Origin of the sequence: Psychrobacter sp. T6-5 (assembly GCF_052258485.2) — a bacterium.
Classification (GTDB): domain Bacteria; phylum Pseudomonadota; class Gammaproteobacteria; order Pseudomonadales; family Moraxellaceae; genus Psychrobacter.
In genome coordinates this window covers 1,145,612-1,168,549 of sequence record NZ_JBQQEY020000001.1, presented here as the reverse complement: position 1 = coordinate 1,168,549, position 22,938 = coordinate 1,145,612, and the positions used below count along the sequence as shown (strand labels likewise).

Here is a 22,938-nt window from a genome sequence, read left to right as displayed (position 1 = left end):
GAGCTACACGCTTAGTTTATATTACAATGACTTTTTATTAGAACAACCGTTTTCCCCATTACTTGATTCAATTTTAGAGGATTTATCATGGCTGAAGAACAAGCACAACCACAATTGGCGCTAGAACGCATCTATGTAAAAGATATGTCACTTGAAGTCCCAGGCGCTAGCGTATTCACCAAAGAGTGGAACCCAGAGCTTGATATCAACTTGTCTAGCAACGCTGAAAAATTAGATGATGATCATTATCAAATCATCTTGACCGTAAGCGTAACCGCAAAAAATGCTGAAGAAGCAGCATTCATCGCTGAGGTACATCAAGCAGGTATCTTCTTGCTAAAAGACATTCCAGAAGATCAAATCGGTCAAATCCTAGGTGCATACTGCCCTAACGTGCTGTTCCCATATGCTCGTGAAGTCATCAGCGACATCGTGACGCGTGGTAGCTTCCCGCAGCTATTGCTTGCACCTGTGAACTTTGATCAAGCGTACGCACAAAGCCAGCAACAAGCGCAAGTTGATGCCCAAGGTAATGCATAATTTTTAAATCATAAATATGCTAGCTTTATAAGTAGTATGTTTGATGAAAGAGCCGTTTACTTATGATGAGTAAGCGGTTTTTTTGTGAGTGATTTTCAATCATGAGTCAGCAATATGCTGAATGCTTTTTATAGAAGATAAAATTATCCAATATATAAATATCAGCCATAAAAAAACCCTGTAATGAAACAGGGTTTCTAATGACTATATCGACTGGCTAAATTAATTAGCCAAAATCGAACATTAGCCTTTCAGCGCAGACAAAATCTGCTGCTTAACCTCTTCGATGTCTTGCGTGCCATCAAACTTATCGTAGTTTGGTGCATCTGCGCCCTCGGTGGCTTTTTCTTGATAAAAACCAACCAATGCAGATGTTTGCTCATGGTAAGTCGATAGACGGTCGCGGATAGTCGCTTCTTGGTCGTCTTCACGCTGGATCAACGCCTCGCCAGTCACGTCATCGATGCCCTCAACCTTTGGCGGGTTGTAATTAACATGATAAACGCGGCCTGAACCTGGATGCTGACGACGGCCAGACAAGCGGCTCACGATTTCATCATCAGGCACACTGATTTCTACCACGTGATTGATGGCAACATCAGCATCAGCAAGTGCTTGCGCTTGAGGAATAGTACGTGGAAAACCATCAAAAATACAACCATTGGCGCAATCAGGCTTAGCGATACGCTCTTTTACAAGATTGATAATGAGGTCATCAGAAACCAGGCCACCAGCATTCATGATATCTTTGGCTTTTTTGCCAAGCTCGCTGCCTTCTTTGATAGCAGCACGTAGCATATCACCCGTCGATATCTGAGGAATATCATACTCCTTAGAAATAAACTGGGCTTGAGTACCTTTACCGGCGCCTGGTGGACCTAGCAAAATAATACGCATCATTACACGATTCTCCTGAATTAAATGGGATTTTAGGATTATTAACACTTAGGGATTAACTGATTGCCAAGACACCTTACCTTGTGACCCTGCAAACCTCAAGTTTTTTTCTAATTAGGGTCATAAGTTGCTATAACTTAGCTGTTCATATAATGCTGTTAGCCCTTTTGTGGTCAACAGCATTTATATGAAAAATACTGACAATAATAACTCCTAATACTAGGGCGTGTCTTCATTTTAAAAATGGTAATAAAAATGAGATAAATTGCCGTCAAACAAGGAAAATAGTGTAGATAATATCGAGATATTAACCCCCTATTTGACGCGGTTTGGCAAAATTTAGCCATTTTTAGCCCATTTAGATAACCATCGATTGAATTGAAGATATGCCCTAAGGAATCTGTTGATTAATTTCTACATTTACCTGATTCTGATCAGCACTAATCACCACAGGATTGCCTGATAGGTCTCCTGATTCTGCGATGGCTGTACCACTATGGCTAATACGAGCGATGACAGCTAACTGTACTTTGTCAGATCGAGCAGATCCTAGGGTGCGCCCTGGCATCATGGCATCAAGATCACTTAGGCTAATAGTAGCTTCACCTTGTTTGATAGCAGTAATCGGTAAACGTTTAGCTGCAAATGGCGGGCCACCATTCACATCACGAATCGCCACAAACAGCACGTCATCCGCTTTGACCAATGGCAGTAGGCTTGAGTTGATCTTAACGGTCACCTCGATACCTTCAGAGGCTTGTTGCTGCTGCATGGTCACATTGGCACTGAGCTCATCTAGGCTTGATAGCGCCTGCGTATGATCGCCTGGTTTGGCAGAAATACTGTCACGCAAGCGTTTGATCCAGCCTTGTGCTTGATCAAAGTTATTCGCTCGCGCCTCACCCATTGCCATGAGCATTTGCGCGCCTTCATGCTGTGGGTTTTTGGCCAATACAGTTTCTAGCACTCGGCGACTATTTTCGTCTAACTGACCCTTATTAGCAAAGAAATTAATCTGCGCGTAAGTAATCGCAATCTCTTCATTATCAGGTGACAAACGATAAGCACGTGATAATGCTTCTAATGCTGAATCGGTCGCCTCTAATGATAAGAACAACTCTGATAGGCGCATCCAACGGTTGTAATCGTACGCATGGCGATAGACATTGGTCTGCATGGCACTAATCAGCTGATTGCCATCTTCGATCGCCCAAGCAGGCGGCTGGTCAATCTTGCCAGTTAATAAATCATCCGCCACTTGACCAACTTTGTCTTCGCTTGCCCAAAGCTCGAATACAGGCGTGCGATCTCCGACCATCAAGTATGCCATAGCGGCTAATACGGGCACCCAGACGACGATAATCAATCGACTCTTAATACCAGGCGTCACCATAGGTGCGACTTCACGCTGAGCATCCAAAAGCTGGCGTTCAAGCTCAAGTTTTTGGTTTTGATAGTGATGGTCATCAATGATGCCGCTATCTTTATCTGTTTTCAGCTCTGCTAAGCGCTCACGAAATACGGCAACGTTGATATCTAATAGCTGATTGTCCAAAGGCTTACTATGCGTACGCGGTGCTCTCAACCATGGTTTGATAGCTATAACAGCAAGCAATAAGGCGGTAAGTAGGCTTAGCGCAATAAATAAGCCAACCGTAGAAAATATGGTCATTTTTTGCCCCCAAGGCTTGTAATATCATGATCGTCTTTATTATCAGCACGTGATAATAAGCGCTCAAGCTCCGCTTTTTCGGCAACAGACAGTGCCTCAGCGGTACTGTCTGCTGTCATGCCGCTTGCACCACTAGCAACAAGCTGACGTCGTTTGCTTTGCCAAAACCAACCTACTAACAAGATAATGAGCAATAATGGTGGGAAAAACCATAAGATCCACGTTGAAGGACGCACTGGTGGCTTATAGCTGATAAAGTCGCCATAACGTTCCTGCATATAGGCACGAATCTCACCATCGCTACGACCATCTTTGACCAAATCGTAGGTTTTTTGCTTTAAGTCTTGGGCAATTGGGGCATCAGAGCCTGCTAGATTTTGGTTTTGACATTTTGGACAACGCAGCTCTTCGATAAGGCCGCGATACTGTGCCTCTTGCTGTACAGAGTCAAAATCATAGACGTCGATAGCAGCAAAACTAGCCATACTGAATAGACAAGCGATAAGCAAGCTTGCTAATTTTATCGTAACGGATTTTATTTGATAGGCTATCATTGACACGCCTCCTCAACCTGACTTGGCTCTAAACTGACGCCATTATTATTGGCGTCATTAAGCACCATCAAGCAAGGCGCGATACGGCTTTGCCAGTTGCTCTCATTGACCTCACCGATAATATGCTGACGAATAACCCCTTCACCATCGACGACAAAAGTCTCAGGCGCGCCAGTCAGGCCCAAATCTAAAGCAAACTGCCCCGATAGATCCTGAATAGACATCGAAAAGGGATCGCCGCCTTTGTTCAGGTATCCGAGTGCATTACCAATGTCATCTTTGTAGTTTACGCCTACCAAGTTCACACCGCGCTCCTCCAATTTCATTAAAAAAGGATGCTCGATGATGCAAGTAGGACACCATGATCCCCAGATATTCATCAAGAACGGCTCATCAGGCAGGTTATCATTGGTCATGATACGACTGGTATCTGACAACAATGGCAGCTCAAAAGCGGGTACTGGACGCTCAAGTGCTGTGTTCGTCACGATATCCGTCGGTTTGCCCAAGCGCATATACAGCATGGCAACCAGACCAATAAAAATCACCAGAGGAATCAAAAACCATAACTTAAGCGACTTTTTGCGTTTGGTATTCTTATTGCTTTGCTGAGTCTGTTTATCAGGTGCATTGTTTGAGGTCGTCATGTTACTGATCCCCTGTCTTGATAGCTTGCGATTCCAAATCTGCCACCGTAGCAAAGCCTGATTTTTTGGCGGCGATTTGCGCAGGTGTTCTGGTTTTCTTAATACGGTAACGATTGTCTAACATGCTAAGCAATGCACCAAACGCCATAATGAGCGCACCTAACCATATCCAGCGAATGAGCGGTTTGACATAGATACGGAACGCCCACTCGTTGCTGTCCTCAGCAATTGGCTCACCAAGTGCAACATACACATCACGCATCAGACTGGCATCAATCGCCGCTTCAGTCATCGGCATCATACTGATAATATAATTACGCTTTTCGGGATGTAGTGTTGTCACAGCCTGACCATTTTTGCTAACCGTCACCTCAGCTTGCGTGGCGTCAAAGTTACTGCCTTTTACTTCTCGGAAGCCATTTACCGTAAAGTCATAACCTTGGACATTAACACTATCATTTGGTCCCAGCGCTACATCACGCTCAATACTCAGCGTCGTAGTAAATGCCACACCGATGACCGCAACGAGCACCCCGATATGAGCGGTTTGTTGACCCCAATAGCTCAGACGCAGTTGACGTAGTCCACTTAATCGGCTCGGTGCGTTTTTGGTCTTGTCTCTTAAATCGACAACCATCCATAACAGCACCCAAAAGCTCACCGCTAGCGTGACGCCAATGTTTAGCATCGCTGATGGACTGGTAAAATACGCGATGATCGCCGCCAATACCAAACTGCTCACGGCTATCACCATGCCAGCACCCAATAACGGACGACTGTCTTGCTTCCAGCGAATATTGGAGCCCATACCCATCGCTACCAATAGCAACCATGTCAATGGCACAAATAACGCATTGAAATATGGAGGGCCAACAGACACCTGACCCAAGCCAAAAGAATCAGCAATAATAGGATACAGCGTACCAAGTAGGACAACCAAGGTCGAAATCAGAATAATGACGTTATTAATCACCAAGAATGACTCGCGTGAGATCAAGCGATACTGACTCTCAACCGTCAAGCGCCAACCACGTACTGCAAACATCAGCAGACCACCGCCGATAATCACGCCAAGAATGGCTAGAATAACGAGACCACGCGTCGGGTCAGCAGCAAATGAATGGACTGAAGTAATAACGCCTGAACGGACGAGGAATGTACCGAGCAAACTTAGCGCAAATGCAAAAATAGCAAGCATGATCGTCCATGCTTTGAACACACCGCGCTTTTCAGTGACCGCAAGCGAATGTAGTAATGCCGTACCCGCCAGCCATGGCATCAGTGACGCGTTCTCTACTGGATCCCAAAACCACCAGCCGCCCCAGCCGAGCTCATAATAAGCCCACCATGAGCCAAGTGCGATACCGACCGTCAAGAAGCCCCAAGCCGCCAATGCCCACGGACGTGACCAGCGTGTCCAGACCGCATCCAAGCGCCCTTCCCACAACGCTGCCATACAAAAAGCAAATGGCACGACCATACCCACATAACCCATGTAGAGCATCGGTGGATGAATAATCAAACCAAAATCTTGCAAGACAGGGTTTAAATCCGCGCCATCAACTGGCAAATTGGGCAAGGTACGATCAAATGGCGATGAGGTAAAGATCAGCATCGCTAGCATCATCATCTGTACGCCTGCCAATATCACAAGGACACGCGCACGCATGGACAGCGGCAACCCACGACTGAAATAAGAGACCAGCGCACACCAAGTGGCCATAATGGTCATCCACAGTAGCAATGACCCTTCATGCCCGCCCCACGTTGCAGACAGCTTGTAATACCAAGGCAGCAACGTATTGGAGTGCTGCGTGACGTAGACAAGACTAAAGTCGTTGTAATAAAAGCCTGCCATCAGTGCAGCAAATGATATGATCATGGCCGCAAACTGCGCCCATGCAAGACTTGGTGCTAGACGTTGCCAAGCGACATGGTCGCGCATGACACCAATGGTTGGTAGTACCACCTGCAAAATCGCCAGTATAAAAGCGGCCAGCAAGGCAAAATAACCCAATTCTGTGATTAACATACGGTCTAACCTTGTTTACCTTGGATACCATTAAGGGTTCACCGATGGCATTGTAAGCCACTGGCAAACGCTAAATAGTCCTTTATGCGGTCATAGTTTACGGTTAAAAACTGAGGTTTCGATAGCTGTAGAAGCACCTAAAACCCGCTACTATCATTGTGACGTATCAATCTGAATGGTTGATACAAAATGCTTAATTATGGTTGATTTTATATTCTTTTATTTGTCCAAACTTTATTAGATATTGTTGCTTGTTACCATTTAAAAATACTTATCACTGTTTTATTACTCACGATATCAGTATTACTGCATCGAGGGAAAGAACACCAGCACAAGATGCAGCCACCCTGCCAAAAATCCAGTCAAACCACCCAAGACAATCAAGGTCATCTCATCTTCACGAAAAGCTGGACGCAGTAGATTCTGAAACTCATTTGGCGTCAGCGCACGTATTCTATCGCGAAACAGCCCAAATATTTTACTGGCTCGACTTTCATTAAGCTCAGGATCACGCAGCGGTACCATCGTTGCCACAATCGATTTATCAATAATGGTATTTTTCAGCTGCCCATAATCACGGCGGCCCAATCCCACACGTAATGTCGTGCTGATTACTGGTGACTCTAGTACCGTATATAGGTGTGATTTCATCAATTCACGAGTTTGTGCTGAGCGATCACCATACATCATCTCGTTCATGATGTTCTCAAGGGTAACCAAATCTTTTACCACAATCTCAGCAAAAACTTCAGACACTTCCTCTTGGCGCTTCATAAAGCCACCTTGCAGACGATACCTTGCGATATGAGGCATGACTGGCTTGATAAAGGGGAAGCGGCTCTGTACCGAAAAAAGCTTCAAATACGGGATAAAATGCGGCTCTACTGGGTTAAATACCATCCAAATGGCAATCCAATTGGTCAAGAACCCCCAGATCGCGGCAAAAAACGGTACAGTCCAGTGCTGCGGCACCACCAAAAATATAAACATCTGGATAATACCAAACACTAACCCAATCAAAGCACTGATATGCCAAATAAAATCGATCTCTTTTTGACCGACTTTTAAGAACATATTGACCATCAGACGACGATCGTTCTCCATCGTATTAACGATCATCTTACGCATATCGACCAAATCTTCGACATGATAAGTCAAATCTGTCACCAGCGACTGCATAATATTAGGCAGCTCTTTATGGGCTTGGGCATAGACACGGCGCTTTAGGGCATAAGGCAGGTTACCCCATAATGCAGGTGAATGATCGAGCATAATCTCATCAATCAACGGCTCAAGGTTTTTGTCAACCGTATCAGTGACAAATAGCGCCATTTGCTCAGGCTCCATCGCTTTAAAAAACTCATCCAGCGAACCGAGCTTTGACAATGTCTGATCAACGATAACACCCGATATTTTACCCGCTTTACGTGGGACAATACCTTGCCAGCCGATACCCGGCAACCCAAAAAATGGGAAGTTTGGAATACGAATACCCCAAAACTTAATCGGATAAAACAGCATCTTGAGCGCCATCCACACATGTACCCAAGTGACGAATGCCGTCACTGGTGGAATGGTCAGCATGGCAAAAAACTCTGGGTGCTCAGTTATCGTCTGCCACAATGAATTTACGTCCATGACTTCTCTAGTTCCTGACAGGTTGATTGTCGTTGCTAATATTGTCGTTACCGATAACAAGCCGTTAGCAAAATTAGAACGTTTCAAAAAGACGCTCTGCCCATAATAACTGCTATATATAAATAAATCGCCTGATTTTAGCATACTTGCCATTTATTAGCACATGTAGACCCTTAGCAAGTTGTGACTAAAGATGACACATTTCTGCCCTGCATCTGAGAATAAAGGGATTAATATAGCTCATCGCTTATATAGGGTATGGTCACAACAAAATAAGTGGCTGAGTACTGCGCCTTCTCATTTGTTCTGTTATAATTTGTAGTCAAACGATAGACACCATCTACGTACAAATCGATGCACGTTGATTTTAGATCATATAGCGCTATGTGATTGAAATCCTTTGTATTATCCTTTAGACTCACCGCACTTTGGTTAACTAACCCGCCCATGTATCCTGCTTTTATTGACTCACTGACCGATTGGGCTCTGATTTTCTATGAATAAACCGCTAACTCCCAATACCGAACAGGTCAACAGTACCTTTACCAACCGTATTATTATCTTTGGGATTTTAATATTGCTGGGTTTGGGCGGCCTGATAACGCGTTATGGTTATTTGCAAGTCTATGCTCATGATAAGTACACCACGCAGGCAGACAACAACCGTATCAAGCTCATATCTGCACCGCCTAGCCGCGGTTATATTTATGATCGTAATGGAATCATTTTGGCGGATAACCAGCCAGTCTTTACCGCCATGCTAAGTCCTGACGAGATTGACAACCCTGAGCGCACTCTCAACTTGTTAGCCCCTATCTTTGATTTGACAGAAGAAGACATCACAGATATTTTGGCGCGCTTAAGCAAAAACAAAAACGACCCTGTGACCATCAAAATCGACTTAACAGAGGCGCAGCTGGCTCAGTTTAGTGAGCGTAAGCCGTTCTTTCGCGGTGTCTCTATCCAAAGTAAGCTGACGCGTGATTATCCCTATGATGAGCTGTTTGCTCATGTTATCGGTTACGTTGGTCGTATTAACGATAAAGAGTCTAAGCGTATTGATAAGGACCGCTATGCAGGTACTGATCTGATTGGTAAAATTGGTATTGAAGACTATTACGAAGATATTTTGCTTGGGCAACCAGGCTACCAGTCAGTAGAAACAGATGCTCACGGCAACATCTTGCGTCAATTGGACACCAAACCGCCTACCTCTGGTAACGATATCACGTTGAGCTTAGATTATGGGCTGCAAAAGATCGCCCAACAGCAGCTGGATGGACGCCGCGGTGCAATCGTCGCAATAGATCCCAAAAACGGCGACGTGCTGGCATTTGTCAGTAACCCAAGCTATGACCCAAACCCTTTTATCTCAGGTATCTCCTTCAAAGACTATGATGCGCTGCGGGAAGACCTTGATCAGCCGCTATATAATCGTGCGCTCCAAGGCACTTACCCACCTGGCTCGACCATCAAACCATTTGAAGGTCTAGGCGGTATTCACTACGGCTTGCGAGATTGGAACAGTACTATTTATGATCCCGGCTATTTTAGTTTACCAGGAGACACTCATCGATTCCGTGACTGGAAGCGCGGAGGTCATGGTACGGTTGATTTGAAAAAATCTATCCAAATGTCGGTTGATACTTACTATTATAAACTGGCTTATGAGATGGGCATTCAGCGTCTGCACGACTGGATGGTACGCTTTGGTTTTGGTGACAAGACAGGTATTGATCTTCCTAATGAAAAATCAGGCATTATGCCGTCACCGAAATGGAAAAAAGACACTTACGATAAAGACTGGCTACCGGGTGAAACCATCTCTGTCAGCATTGGACAAGGCTACTTCTTGGCAACGCCACTACAGATTGCCAACGCCACAGCCATGACCGCAAATAAAGGAAATCATATTACACCGCATTTGCTAAAAAGCAGCGACGGCGCGGCAGATGTAAAAGTGATCACCAAACCAGATGGCAAAATTGAATACAACGGTCAGCCTTCTGACTGGCTACGTATGCATGCTGCGATGGAAAGCGTGGTAGAAAACGGCACAGGTCGCGGCATCTATACCCCGCGCTATCGTATCGCTGGCAAAACCGGTACCGCACAGGTGAAGTCTATCGCTCAAGGCAAACGCTATGATAAATCGGCAATCGATAAGCGTCATTGGGATCATGCGTGGTTCAATGGCTTTGCGCCCGTAGAAGATCCACAGATTGCACTTGCCGTATTGGTCGAAAACGGTGGTGGTGGTAGTACGACTGCCGCTCCTATTGGCCGTGCCCTATTTGATTACTGGATGCTACAACGCAAAACTGATCCGATATTGCCCCCTTCAGCCGATGAGCTCAAAGTTATCAAGCGTCAAAAGGCTTTTGAAAAAGCCATGAAGGATGCCTTGCGTGAAAAAGAAGCAAAGGCGTTAGCAGAACAGGAAGCGGCAGAGGCAGAGGCAGAGGCAGAGGCACAAACAGTAGCAGCCACCTCTGAATAGCGACATTTTAATAGACATTTTTAATCATTAACCGTTATATCTATTAAGTAGAGACGCCTCAGAGAAAAGATAATAAAAGAGACTCTAGCATGAAAAAATCTACAAGCGGGCGCACAGCAAAAAAGAACCCTAAAGCAAAAAGTGCCGCAGCCGGTGATGTGCGTATCATTGGCGGGCAGTTCAAGCGCCGTATTGTCAGCTTCATCGAGGCAGATGGCCTGCGCCCAACGCCCGACCGCTTGCGAGAGACGCTATTTAACTGGCTACTGGCTGATATTCATGGTGCACGCGTGCTCGATAGCTGTGCTGGTAGTGGCGTATTAGGGTTTGAGGCATTGTCCCGCGGCGCCGCTCACACCACTTTTATCGAAATTAATACTATACAGAGCAACATGCTACGTCAGAGTGCCGAGCAGCTACGCCTCGATCCGGCTACTTATCAAGTCATCACTGGTACTGCCGAGCAAGTGCTGAGTCAACACCAACTGACTGAGCGCCCTTTTGACATTGTCTTCATTGATCCACCTTATGCTCAGGATTTATGGCAGCCTATTTTGAGTGCGTTGATTACCAATGCATTGATTGACCAATCAACGCTGATTTACTTAGAAGCGGATAAAGATTTAACACCTCAGCTTGAGCAACTAGAAGAGAGGCTTAATGAAAATCGGGACACCCAACTAGAGACAACTCAGCAGACAATCCGCTTTGAATGCTTGAAACAAACCAAAGTTGGACAAGTTGTCGCTGGACTTTATCAGCTGTCACCGTCATAATTGCACAGCAATATCTAAAAGCATCGTTAGTTATTGTGTAATAAGCAATATTTAGTAAAACCATTCAATACCTGTAAAAATGTTTAAAACCGCTTAAAAACTGGCCAAACGCTGCAGTTTAATGTATAAAGGCGAAAATAAACCCCAATGCAGCTTGCAAGCGTAGGCGCTACTGCTTATAATGTGCAGTCTGTTTTTTGAGAGCCCCGTTCCCAGCTAAACTCTCAACGAATTCTAATTTTAAGGTTTTATCATGAAAACACTTAGTGCAAAACCAGCTGAAGTGACCCATGACTGGTATGTCGTAGATGCTGACGGCAAAACCCTTGGTCGCTTAGCCACTCAAATCGCTAGTCGCTTACGTGGCAAGCACAAGCCTTCTTATACTCCGCACGTAGATACTGGTGACTTCATTGTTGTCATCAACGCAGAAAAAATCGCGGTAACGGGTAAGAAAGCGCAAGACAAAAAGTACTATCGTCACAGCGGCTACCCAGGTGGTATTAAAGAAACCAACTTCACAAAGCTGATTGCACATAAGCCTGAAGATGTTCTACACAAAGCAGTTAAGGGTATGCTTCCAAAGGGCCCTCTTGGCTATGCGATGATCAAGAAGCTGAAACTATATGCGGGTACTGAACATCCACATACTGCACAGCAACCTAAAGAACTAGACATCTAAGGATATACTTATGGAACGCAATTACGGAACTGGTCGCCGCAAGACGTCTACTGCTCGTGTCTTTTTATCAAAAGGTACTGGTAGTATCGTTGTTAACGGTAAGCCATTAGACGAATACTTCAGCCGTGAAACTTCACGCATGGTTGTTCGTCAGCCATTAGAACTACTAGACTCTGCTAACCAATATGACTTATATGTCACTGTTGCAGGCGGTGGTATCAGTGGTCAAGCTGGCGCAATCCGCCACGGCATCACACGTGCATTGATCGAAGCTGACGAAACTTTGAAGCCTGCCCTAAAAGCAGCTGGTTTTGTTACTCGTGATTCACGTCAAGTTGAACGTAAGAAACTGGGTCTACGTAAAGCACGTAAACGTCCACAGTTCTCAAAACGTTAATCAAAGCACTTTCTTATCTTTTTGCTACTGTTGTCTTTTTCTCGGAGCGATGGTAGCAAACTCAAGTAAGAGAAGCGTTTTGCAAAACCTTATAAGCTGGCCACAGCTTATAAGGTTTTTTTATGCCTGCTGGTTGGCCTATAGGTCGTATGGTTATCTCTTATTGCAATAGCTATCGATATACATACTTTATATTAACACTGCAAAGTAAAAACCTTATAAACATTCTCACTTGCAAAGCGTTTGAGCCTACCCCATCATATCAATAACTTTTCATCATTAGCTGCAATGTGATATACGGTGCGGCAGAAGGATATTATGAAAGCGCCAGAACAATACGATCCCAGTAAAACATCAAATAACCATAGTAGCGTACCGCCTAATACCAAGCAGTCAACTAAGTCACCTGCCATACCTGCGGGCACCCCAACGATTACGCAAAATCAAAAGCGTACCGCGCAAGCAGAAAACAAGCCCTTTCAATGGCAGTTTTTATTACCAAAATATTGGGGTATTTGGTTGTTGTTTTTGGTGATATTACCCATGATATATTTGCCACTGCGTTGGCAATTTTGGCTAGGTCGTAAGCTCGGCATATTGATTTATAAAGCTGCAGGCTCACGCAAGCGTGACACTCTGATTAATCTAAAGCTGGCGTTTCCAGAAAAGCCAGCAGCTGAGCGTGAATTGATGGCAAAGCAAGTCTTTGTCAATCAAGGTATTGGCGTGTTTGAAACCCTATGTGCTTGGTTCCGTCCAAATATATTTACTAGAACGGTATCTATTTCGGGGTTACAGCATCTTGTTAATGCGCAAAACGAGCAGCGTCCGGTTATTTTGCTGGGTGCCCATTATACGATGCTTGATTTGGGCGGCTTACTGTGTTCTCAATTCTTCCCTGTCGATTGTATGTATCGTACGCAAAACAATCCTCTACTTGATTGGTTTATCTATAATGGTCGTACCAATATATTCGGCAAGCAAATCTCCAGCCGTGATATGCGTAGCTTAGTCACCTCTATCAAAGCAGGTCATGTGATTTGGTATTCTCCCGATCAGGACTACGGTCTCAAGCAAGGGGTCATGGCGCCGTTTTTTGGCGTACCTGCAGCGACGATTACCGCATCACGCCGTATGGCAAAATTAGGCAGCAAAACGCATCCACCCGCCGTGATGGCGCTACATACTTATCGGCAGACACCAGACAATCTACCACGTGGTAAACGCCCCCATTATCACCTGACCATCACCCCAGAGTTAGAAAACTATCCAAGTCGTGACGAGGTCGCTGATGCCACTCGGGTCAATGAAGTTTTAGAAGGACTGATACGTATCGACCCTACTCAGTGGATGTGGTTTCATCGTCGCTTTAAGCATGGGCCGAATGGTCGTACTGATATTTACAAATAAGCAGACGATGATTGCTAAGAAAACGGCTTGAAAAATTTGCTATACTTTGCGATTAGTATTTTGACCCTTTGATCGTACATTTATAATAATTTGATAAACAAAATAACGGATTTCTCATGAGTAACAACAGTACTTCTGACAGCCAAACCTCTGACAACTCAACCGAAGCCAAGCGCATTCTCACTGGCATTAAACCGACTGGCATTCCGCACCTTGGTAACTACGTTGGTGCGATTCGTCCTGCCATCGAGTCTATTCAAAACAGCAATGACGATGCTTTTTTCTTCTTAGCGGATTATCACAGTATTATTGGTTGCCATGATCCTGCGATCATTCACGAGTCAACCAAAGCCATTGCCGCGACATGGCTCGCCTGTGGTCTCGATCCTGAGCGCGTGACCTTTTATCGTCAGTCAGATGTGCCTGAGATTCTAGAATTGTCATGGATTTTGAGCTCCTCATGTGCCAAAGGCCTCATGAACCGCGCTCATGCCTACAAAGCAGCAGTCGATGCTAATATGGAAAAAGAAGACGTTGATGCTGATCAAGGGATTAACATGGGTTTGTTTGGCTATCCTGTATTGATGGCCGCTGATATTTTGATGTTTAATGCCACGCATGTGCCTGTTGGCCGCGACCAAATCCAGCACATTGAAATGGCGCGAGACATGGCTGGTACGTTTAACCATCGTTATAAAACGCTCTTTACCCTACCGTCAGCGGTGGTAGACAATGATATACCGCTACTTACTGGCCTAGACGGCCGCAAGATGAGTAAGAGCTATAGCAACACCATTCCATTGTTTGGTGAGCCGAATCCGCAAGTTAGCTCTGAAAAACAAATGCATAAAGCCATCATGAAAATCGTCACCAACTCACAGTTGCCTGATGAGCCAAAAGATCCTGATGACTCTGCTCTGTTTGAGATATATAAAGCATTCGCCACGCCTAAAGAAATCGCTGATATGCGTGCGCAATACGCAGCAGGTATTGGCTGGGGTGACGCTAAGCAAGCACTATTTGACAAGATTAATGATGAGGTTGCGCCGTTCCGCGCTCGTTACGAAGAGCTCATGGCCAATCCAAAAGAGCTAGAAGAAATCTTACAAATGGGTGCGGAAAAAGCCCGTCGCCATAGCCGTAAGCAATTAGACAAGACGCGCCGCGCTATTGGTATCCGCCCACTTGCCAAACTTAAGTAATATATGAGTTATTGGTGAATATAATTTATGTCGGTACATAAGTCTTTTGAGCGTACTCATTTTTTGTCGTACTGCCAGTCTTTATACGAGGCTGATAGTACGTATGACTATGAACAATCCAATCGGCTAGATCGTCATCGCCATGTCGAACCAGATGCGGCGCAATTTTTGGCCAACATTGCCACGATCAGACAGCCCGAAAAGGTACTAGAGATTGGTACCTCAACGGGCTTTTCGACATTGTGGCTGGCATATGGTCTGCGGCATCAGGCTGAGTGTGACTTTATATCGCTAGATATCGACGAAAGCCGCAGTGAAGCCGCTCGCCAGCATCTGCAAAATACAGGGCTATCTGACTCTGTTAGATTAATCGTGCAAGATGCCTTTATTTTCTTAAATAGCAATGAAGATGTCTTTGACCTAATATTTTTGGATGCAGAGCGGCAATTTTATCTCGATTATATCCAAGGTCTACATAATACTTTGGACATAGGTAGTGTGCTTATTGTCGACAATGTCATCTCTCATCGTGATGAGGTTTGTGCGTTCTTAGCAGAATTCACCAATGATTCTCGTTATATCTGTCATACGTTAGATGTTGGTGCTGGATTATTTATTGCAGTACGCCAGGAACATTGAGTATTATGGATACATCCAACACGACTGCTCTGCGCATCTATCAGACGCCAGTACAGCATCTACCAGACGATCTTTATGTCCCGCCGCAAGCGTTTGCGATTTGGCTAGAACAATTTGCAGGTCCGTTAGATTTCTTATTGTATTTGGTCAAAAAAAACAATGTTGATTTGACGCAAATGCCGATTCTACCCATCACTGAGCAGTATCTTGCCTATATCAGTGAGTTAGATACCGAGCACTTTGAATTGGCAGGCGATTATCTGCTAATGGCGTCGACGCTCATTGCGATTAAAACCGAATTACTATTGCCTACACCTGATACCCCTACCGACGAACGCGATCCGAAAGCCGAGCTGATTGAGCGCCTAGAAGAGTACGCGCAAATCAAAGTGGTCAGTCAGCGCTTAGATGGTTTAGTACGTTTAGAGCGTGATGTTTTTTTAGCAATGGTCAGTATGCCCAGTCAAGACGTTATGAATGCTGAGTTGCCTAGCTACTCGCCTACTCTGCTGATCGATAGCTTGTTCAAAATGCAGCTACAGCCAGACTATCAAATGCATACCATCAAAATTGATGCCGTACCACTTTCTGATCGTATCGCTAGTATTAGCAGGCAACTGAGCACTGATGGTGCCCGCTCCTTTTATGAGCTACTAGACAAAGCACAGGGTAAGATAGGCGTGGTCGTGAGCTTTGTCGCCGTACTTGAATTGATCAAGCGGCAATTGGTTGGTGTGGTACATACAGAACCCAACAATGATGCAAGCACGTTAATGAAATATGATACCGATCCATCCGATATAGACAATCAATCCCAAGAGCTAACCCTACAGTGGTTGGCATAACAAGCATTAGATTAATTTTCTAGCTTGACCGTTATTGAACACATAATATTAAGATAAGAGCATACTTTAGATGGTAGATACTGACGACCCGAAGCAGCATGATAAAGCAGAGCCTACACGTGCCGCTGCTACTGCCTCTATTGAGGATAATCATACCTCTCTTGAAGACGTGAGCAAGCGCATCGAGGTACTCTTACACGCTTCAGAAGCGCCGCTGACAGCACAGGCACTAAAGAAGCATTTGTCATTGTCTAGCAAGGCATTAAAGCAAGCCTTAGAGGTGCTAGAGCGACGGTTAGAGACTGGTGTGCTGAACCTACATGAGACAGCAAGCGGCTACCGCTTACAAATTTCCGATGCCTATAGCGGCTTAATTCAGCAGGTTTTTCCACAGCGTCAAGAGCGCTTGAGCCAAGCCTTGCTTGAAACTTTGAGCGTTATTGCGTACAAGCAACCTGTGACACGTAGTGATATTGAGCAAGTGCGCGGTGTGACGTTATCAAGCAATATACTACGCCAGCTATTTGATAAAGGGTGGATCATTGAGAAAGGCTACAAAGAGACCTTAGGCCGCCCAGCATTACTTCATACCACTGCGCAATTCTTAGATGCATTTGGGCTAAGTCATTTAGATGAGCTGCCCCCAATGCCAGATATGGAATCTATACGAGCTATGTCTTAATTTTTCTGCTGACCAAACTATCATTACGCTCATAAAAAAGGACAGATCACATAAGATCTGTCCTTTTTATTTGGCTATCACTCTTAGGTGCCTTCAATCTTAGATACTTTCAACCTTAGGTAAATAGCAAAATATAACTAATTAGCTGGTCCTTATTGATTGATGACATCAACACCTTTTGGTGGAGTAAACTTAAACTGACTGCTACCAATACTCGGATTCATTTTGATACCACTAAACTTAATAGAGGTCGTTTGACCAAGCGTATCATTCAATACCATCATCACAGGTTTGCCGCCGCTAAAGCTCATTGATAGACTCTTAAAGCTGGCATTATCAGATTTTGGGTACAACACATAGTAGTTCTTATTGCTATATGGCTGAGTGATTTTAAAGTTTTGATCAATCTTACTTGGATCACCTGATAGTAACAGTGCTGGCGTATTACCTACTTGGCTGTCCACATTTTGTTTAGTTGCTTGCTCTAGATCTTTGTCATAGATCCACATAGAGTTGCCATTGGCCACGATCAGCTGATCTGATGGTGACTTGGTTTCCCAGCGAAAGTTATTAGGACGCTGTACACTCATAGAGCCTGTAAACGTACCACTGCTAGCGCCTTTGGTGGTTTGGCTAAAATTAGCTGTCATGCTTTTGGTATTGGTCAATAATTTGTTCAGGCGCTTGGCCGCTGTCATATTATCAGCAGGCGCTGCGGTAGCAGACTGAGTCAATGCCATCATAGGCGCTGCTACGCCGAGTGACGTCATCAAAACACCAGCTAAAGCACCAGTCATCATTTTTTGTTTGGTCGATTTTTTGGTAGATAAAGTCATCAGTAATCCTCTCTAAAAAAGCATCATCGCTTTAAAAATAGTCGCTTAAAAATAAAATAGCTTATTAAAATTTTTCCTATTAATGCCGATTTCACCCTTATAAAACAGGTATCAATCAGCAATGGCAACAGTGTGCCAGTTTTTTTATTACGCGCCTAGTCATGATTTGCAATCATTACTACGCCTGCCATACACACTTGTAACCAAGACAGTTACACGGTAAAAGTTTGCATTTATCATGATAAATTATTAACACTGTGCTAATAAAAAGCCAGTGAGCCAAGTGTTACGAGTATTTATGCTATATAAAATTGCTGACCAAACCTCTAACAAAAATTAGGTATTGATTGAGAAGGTCTTATAAACGCAAAAAGCCCCTACTACCATCAGGCAGTAAGGGCTATTTAGTTATCCAACCATTTCATTCAAAAAATAAAATGACCTAAACGGATAATTATGCGTTTTCAACCGTTACATAACGACGGTTAAATTTACCTTTGGTCTCAAACTTTACAACACCATCATTTAGTGCAAATAAAGTATGGTCACGACCCATGCCAACGCCTTCGCCTGCGTGGAATTCTGTACCACGTTGACGAACGATGATGTTACCAGCTGTGATAGCTTGGCCACCAAAGATTTTTACGCCTAGCATTTTTGGGTTTGAATCACGACCGTTACGGCTCGAACCGGCAGCTTTTTTATGTGCCATGAGAAAATCTCCTTGTTAATGTGACTTATCGCTTATGCGATAACTCTTAAGCATTTAGTGCGCTATTTAGCAAACATTGCTAAACGGGTAATTAGGCATTAATGGCTTTGATTTTTAACAAGGTGTACCATTGGCGGTGACCTTGCTCTTTGTGATAATGCTTACGACGGTTGTGCTTGATGATACGGATTTTTTCGCCGCGACCATGCTCAACAACTTCAACTTCTACGCTAGCGCCATCAACAACAGGCTGACCGATTTTGACGTCATCGCCGTCAACAACCATCAACACGTCTTCAAATTTGATTGTTTCGCCTTTTTCTGCTTTAAGCAATTCAACTTTAAGCAATTCATCGACGACTACACGGTGCTGTTTACCACCAGTTTTAATTACTGCGTACATTGTATGACTCCGTTTAACCCGTGTGCCGTGGCTGATGTTATACCAACGCTTTTACGACGAACACGACAGGGAAAAATTAAAGGCAAGATTTTACGGCTTTTTGCTTATAAAAGCAAGCCGCGCGTCTTGTTTTTGCAAGGTGGTTACACTAAATCACCATCATCTGCATTGTTATATACGCTACAAATTATCAGCCCGTCGTAGACGACAGTACTGATAAAAGCATCATAACAATGGTTATAAATAATGGCTTTAGCCTAACGGGGGCTATTATAACTTATATAATCAGTTACTTACAGCCTTTTATCTATCATTTATGTGACGACAAAACCTCGTGATAAGTTAACAGTCTTACCATCAAACTATTGAGTGGTTTCATCAATTTGCCCTGCCTTCTATGCATGATAATAGGCGCATAAGCTAACTCTGAGCTACCCTTGTGATGTACTTTAACCAACAATTTTCAGAGACAGCTATGCTATGATAAGCGGAACCATACCTTACCCCTAGATAAATGAAGTCAAGGTTATAAAAACTCTCTTTACTCTTATTAATATGACTATTTATTATGACTATTACCTCTTTAAGTAACACCGATTCCATTCCGCAATCAACCCCTAGCTATGCTGATATTCAAAGTATCGTGGCCAATGATTTTGAGGTGATGGACAAACAAGTATTTGGTAGTCTCAACTCAAAAGTACAGCTCGTCATGAGCGTCTCTCAGCATGTAATCAATGCTGGTGGTAAGCGTATGCGCCCGCTGATTACGCTATTGTGTGCCCGTATGTTCGATGACAATCCATCAGAAAAAGCGATGCACCTAGCAGCCATTACTGAGATGCTACATACCGCAACCTTAGTCCATGACGATGTGATCGACGAGTCAGGACAGCGCCGTGGTAAGCCGACAGCAAACGCCACATGGGACAATGCCACCGCTGTGTTAGTCGGTGACTATCTGATTGCGCGCGCATTTAATCTCTTGGTTGGTTTTCAGAGCTTGCCATTGTTACAAGTATTCTCAGACGGGACTTGTGATATTGCTGAAGGCGAAGTATTGCAGCTACAACATCAGCACAATCCTGCCGCAACAGAAGAAGACTACTTACGCATTATCGATGGCAAAACCTCTCGCCTGTTTATGATGGCGACTCAAGGCGCTGCTATTTTGCAAGACAAAACAGAATATATGGCCGCATTAGGCGACTTTGGACAACACTTTGGTAATGCGTTTCAAATTATCGATGATGTCCTTGATTATAGTGGCGATAGCGACGTAATGGGCAAAAACCTAGGCGACGACCTTGCAGAAGGCAAACCTACTCTGCCGACTATCAAAGCCCTTGAGTTACTCAAAGACAGTGATGCTGAAGGTTATGAGCAGCTACGAATCGCTGTGCAAACGGGTAAAACACCAAATGCTGAGCAATTGATTGAGTTAGTACGCAGCTCAGGCTCATTAGATTATTGTAAGCAACGCGCGTTGGAAGAAACCAAACTGGCGCAACAAGCCCTCAGCACACTGCCTGACAATCGCTATCGTACAGGTCTGTATCAATTGACTGAGCTCGCTAGCGCACGATTGGTATAATTAAAGTTGAGTCGTCTGCGTTGTCGACTAATTAAGACAACCAGCTAATCAAAACAACCAGCTGGTTAAGACGACTCATTTTTTAGCAGTGCTTTTAGTAATCAATGAACAGCGACTCCGTAACTTAAAAGCGATACTCTTAAAAAACCACGCTCTTCAAAACCAATGTACCAGCTAAATAGTTACCTTTCTTTAAGTTTCATACATTCTTGCAGTACTATAATCGTATAAGGCTTTTTGGACAGTCGGTCAAAGTTTGATGACGTTTGTTAGAGAGATACTGATAGTTATTTTTTATGACTGTAATTAGGGGTTGCTAAAATTGTCATTTTGTTGACAAAGTCGATTTTCTATCGTTTAAAAACCTTAGTTACTATAGGGTTTTAGATTTATAACAAAAGTTTACAATATATTTTGATACTAGGTTGTGCATGGTTCTATTAGCTGTTAATAGAGACGACGCTTACTATGACGGTAATCTATTAATTCGTAAACTGTAATATTACCGCTTTTCGGTCCAGCTCATATCTGAAACTACTTGACTGTGGGGTTACCCCAATAGTTTATAATGACTCATTAAATTTATTAATCCATTCTGTGGTTTGCTTAAACAATTAATGCTAAATAATCCTTTCGATACTCAATCCATATCGATGTCAGATTTTCTATTAGTCGTATTTCACTGACGGAATAATCTGAAACTGGAATAAATAATGCTAGCTTAGGCTATTTATTCTTTTTATTTAGCATTAGTAAGTTATTTAGCATTAGCAAGACCCTTATATTCAGTACGCCAAACTTATTGATCGATTTTTATACTGTCACTATTTATATATATTGCCGAGGACATTGATGAAGCACTCTTATCTTGCGCTTGTAATAGCATCTGTACTATCTGGAGCTGTACTGGTTGGCTGTGACAAAAACGAGGACGCCGCTGGTGAGCAAGCCGCACAGCAGCAAATGCCGCCTGCGGTTGTCAACGTTCAAACAGTCACTCTCGATACCGTCCCTCAAGTACAAACTTTTTCTGGACGTACTGCAGCTTATCAAACTGCTGACGTCCGCCCACAGGTCAACGGCGTGATTGACGAAGTACTATTCCGTGAAGGAAGTAACGTCAAAAAAGGTCAGCCACTGTATCGCATCAACACCGATAACTATGCCTCATCTGTAACGAGTGGCCAAGCTGCCGTACAGCAATCACAGGCTAACTATCAAACTGCTGTGGCAAACAATGCCAATGCAAAAGCTGAGCTAGTCAGTCGTCAAGCGTCATTAGCACAAGCACAAAATGACTTACAACGTCTGCAAGGTCTGGTCAGTATTGATGCCATCTCAAAGCAGCAGTACGATCAAGCACAAACAGCCGTGCGTACAGCACAAGCGGCAGTACAAAGTGCCGCCGCAGCTGTTGGTCAAACTCAAGCAGGTATTGAGAGTGCAAAAGCAGGAATCCAGACCGCAAAAGCAGGTTTAGAGGCCAGTACCTTAGATCTAAACCGTACAATCGTACGTGCACCGCTAACTGGTCGTACTGATCGCTCTAGCGTCACTGCTGGTACTCTAGTCAGTGCTGGTCAAGCTGATCCTTTAGTGACTATTTCACGCTTAGACCCTATCTACGTTGATATCAGCCAGTCTTCTTCTGAGTTGCTTAAGCTTCGTCAGCAGATCGCAGATGGTACTGCTCAGCCAGGTATGAACTCAGTCGAATTGGTGCTAGAAGATGGTTCTGTCTATCCAGTACGCGGTAAGCTTGCACTGTCTGAAGCCAAAGTTGATGAGTCAACAGGTGCTGTCACCTTACGTGCTATTTTTCCAAACAGCAACAATATCCTGCTACCAGGTATGTATGTCACGGCACGTTTGACGCAGAGCGTTATTACCAACGCAGCTCTCGTCCCGCAAAGTGCGGTCACTCGTACGCCTAAGAGTGAGACACAAGTCTATATCGTTGACGAAAATAATAAAATCCAAGTACGTCCGGTCACCATTAATGGTACTTACGATGGACAATGGGTCGTCACTGAAGGCTTGAAAGCGGGTGACAAAGTGGTTGTGATTGGCGGTGCTAAGGTCAAGCCTGACCAAGAGGTGGTCGCCAAACCACTAGAAAGTGCAAATCCAGCACCAGCTGCTGCAAAGAATGCGCCTAATACCAAAACGCCGCAGCAAGCCGCAAAAACGATGGATAAAAAGCCAGCTGGCGATGAGACTTCTACCAAAAAACCAACAGAAGCCGCTGCCAACTAATTCCATTCAAGACAGGAAGACTTA

At 44.1% G+C, this 22,938-nt stretch carries 21 protein-coding genes; 12 read left to right on the top strand and 9 right to left on the bottom strand.

Going from position 1 to position 22,938, the window contains the following annotated elements; translation table 11 throughout:
• Positions 1-87 precede the first annotated feature (87 nt).
• A complete protein-coding gene (secB, locus tag ACTXGK_RS19695) occupies positions 88-540 on the top strand; it encodes a protein-export chaperone SecB (protein WP_057760989.1) in 453 nt (150 codons plus the stop codon).
• 243 nt (positions 541-783) lie between these two features.
• On the opposite strand, the gene adk is transcribed toward secB, so the two are convergent.
• The 6 genes from adk to ACTXGK_RS19665 all read right to left on the bottom strand — a co-directional run bounded on the left by adk (position 784) and on the right by ACTXGK_RS19665 (position 7,980).
• Positions 784-1,440 (bottom strand): adenylate kinase, encoded by a 657-nt coding sequence (adk, locus tag ACTXGK_RS19690; RefSeq protein ID WP_443516505.1) that lies wholly within the window; start codon positions 1,438-1,440, stop codon positions 784-786.
• Between the two features lie 388 nt (positions 1,441-1,828).
• Complete coding sequence (ccmI, locus tag ACTXGK_RS19685) at positions 1,829-3,109, bottom strand: c-type cytochrome biogenesis protein CcmI (protein ID WP_443516504.1); 1,281 nt, start codon at positions 3,107-3,109, stop codon at positions 1,829-1,831.
• A complete protein-coding gene (locus tag ACTXGK_RS19680) occupies positions 3,106-3,594 on the bottom strand; it encodes a cytochrome c-type biogenesis protein (RefSeq protein ID WP_371532508.1) in 489 nt (162 codons plus the stop codon). Before ACTXGK_RS19680 ends, ccmI begins: the two co-directional genes overlap by 4 nt.
• A gap of 65 nt (positions 3,595-3,659) precedes the next feature.
• Entirely contained in the window at positions 3,660-4,310 is a 651-nt protein-coding gene (locus ACTXGK_RS19675) for a DsbE family thiol:disulfide interchange protein (protein WP_443516502.1), read from the bottom strand.
• Position 4,311: 1 nt separating this feature from the next.
• Positions 4,312-6,342, bottom strand: a complete 2,031-nt coding sequence (locus ACTXGK_RS19670; protein WP_443516500.1) for a heme lyase CcmF/NrfE family subunit — start codon at positions 6,340-6,342, stop codon at positions 4,312-4,314.
• Positions 6,343-6,645: 303 nt separating this feature from the next.
• Positions 6,646-7,980, bottom strand: coding sequence for a DUF445 domain-containing protein (locus ACTXGK_RS19665; protein ID WP_443516841.1), 1,335 nt, complete (start codon positions 7,978-7,980; stop codon positions 6,646-6,648).
• Positions 7,981-8,476: 496 nt separating this feature from the next.
• On the opposite strand from ACTXGK_RS19665, the gene mrdA reads away from it, so the two are divergent.
• The 9 genes from mrdA (at position 8,477) to scpB (ending at position 17,113) form a co-directional block, all read left to right on the top strand.
• Positions 8,477-10,480, top strand: a complete 2,004-nt coding sequence (gene mrdA / locus ACTXGK_RS19660; RefSeq protein ID WP_443516498.1) for a penicillin-binding protein 2 — start codon at positions 8,477-8,479, stop codon at positions 10,478-10,480.
• An 89-nt stretch (positions 10,481-10,569) separates the two neighbouring features.
• Positions 10,570-11,256 carry a 16S rRNA (guanine(966)-N(2))-methyltransferase RsmD gene (rsmD, locus tag ACTXGK_RS19655; RefSeq protein ID WP_443516496.1) on the top strand — a complete coding sequence of 229 codons (687 nt, stop codon included), beginning with the start codon at positions 10,570-10,572 and terminating at the stop codon, positions 11,254-11,256.
• 253 nt (positions 11,257-11,509) lie between these two features.
• A complete protein-coding gene (gene rplM, locus ACTXGK_RS19650) occupies positions 11,510-11,938 on the top strand; it encodes a 50S ribosomal protein L13 (RefSeq protein WP_201598506.1) in 429 nt (142 codons plus the stop codon).
• 10 nt (positions 11,939-11,948) lie between these two features.
• A complete protein-coding gene (gene rpsI, locus ACTXGK_RS19645) occupies positions 11,949-12,335 on the top strand; it encodes a 30S ribosomal protein S9 (RefSeq protein WP_058025929.1) in 387 nt (128 codons plus the stop codon).
• 318 nt (positions 12,336-12,653) lie between these two features.
• Positions 12,654-13,745: an LpxL/LpxP family acyltransferase gene (locus ACTXGK_RS19640; RefSeq protein ID WP_443516495.1), complete on the top strand. Its 1,092-nt coding sequence runs from the start codon at positions 12,654-12,656 to the stop codon at positions 13,743-13,745.
• Between the two features lie 116 nt (positions 13,746-13,861).
• On the top strand, positions 13,862-14,947 hold the full coding sequence (locus ACTXGK_RS19635; RefSeq protein WP_443516493.1) for a tryptophan--tRNA ligase: 1,086 nt from the start codon (positions 13,862-13,864) through the stop codon (positions 14,945-14,947).
• 27 nt (positions 14,948-14,974) lie between these two features.
• Positions 14,975-15,586, top strand: coding sequence for an O-methyltransferase (locus ACTXGK_RS19630; RefSeq protein WP_443516491.1), 612 nt, complete (start codon positions 14,975-14,977; stop codon positions 15,584-15,586).
• A 5-nt stretch (positions 15,587-15,591) separates the two neighbouring features.
• On the top strand, positions 15,592-16,431 hold the full coding sequence (locus tag ACTXGK_RS19625; protein WP_443516489.1) for a segregation and condensation protein A: 840 nt from the start codon (positions 15,592-15,594) through the stop codon (positions 16,429-16,431).
• Positions 16,432-16,501: 70 nt separating this feature from the next.
• Entirely contained in the window at positions 16,502-17,113 is a 612-nt protein-coding gene (scpB, locus tag ACTXGK_RS19620) for an SMC-Scp complex subunit ScpB (protein WP_443516487.1), read from the top strand.
• Between the two features lie 152 nt (positions 17,114-17,265).
• Here scpB and lolA read toward each other — a convergent pair whose 3' ends face one another.
• The 3 genes from lolA to rplU form a co-directional block, all read right to left on the bottom strand.
• Positions 17,266-17,913: an outer membrane lipoprotein periplasmic chaperone LolA gene (gene lolA / locus ACTXGK_RS19615; RefSeq protein ID WP_520883229.1), complete on the bottom strand. Its 648-nt coding sequence runs from the start codon at positions 17,911-17,913 to the stop codon at positions 17,266-17,268.
• A gap of 490 nt (positions 17,914-18,403) precedes the next feature.
• A complete protein-coding gene (rpmA, locus tag ACTXGK_RS19610; RefSeq protein ID WP_058025936.1) occupies positions 18,404-18,661 on the bottom strand; it encodes a 50S ribosomal protein L27 in 258 nt (85 codons plus the stop codon).
• A gap of 91 nt (positions 18,662-18,752) precedes the next feature.
• Positions 18,753-19,064, bottom strand: coding sequence for a 50S ribosomal protein L21 (gene rplU / locus ACTXGK_RS19605; RefSeq protein ID WP_058025937.1), 312 nt, complete (start codon positions 19,062-19,064; stop codon positions 18,753-18,755).
• Positions 19,065-19,632: 568 nt separating this feature from the next.
• On the opposite strand from rplU, the gene ACTXGK_RS19600 reads away from it, so the two are divergent.
• Positions 19,633-20,658 carry a polyprenyl synthetase family protein gene (locus ACTXGK_RS19600; RefSeq protein WP_443516485.1) on the top strand — a complete coding sequence of 342 codons (1,026 nt, stop codon included), beginning with the start codon at positions 19,633-19,635 and terminating at the stop codon, positions 20,656-20,658.
• A gap of 852 nt (positions 20,659-21,510) precedes the next feature.
• Positions 21,511-22,914: an efflux RND transporter periplasmic adaptor subunit gene (locus ACTXGK_RS19595; protein ID WP_443516483.1), complete on the top strand. Its 1,404-nt coding sequence runs from the start codon at positions 21,511-21,513 to the stop codon at positions 22,912-22,914.
• Positions 22,915-22,938: the final 24 nt, after the last annotated feature.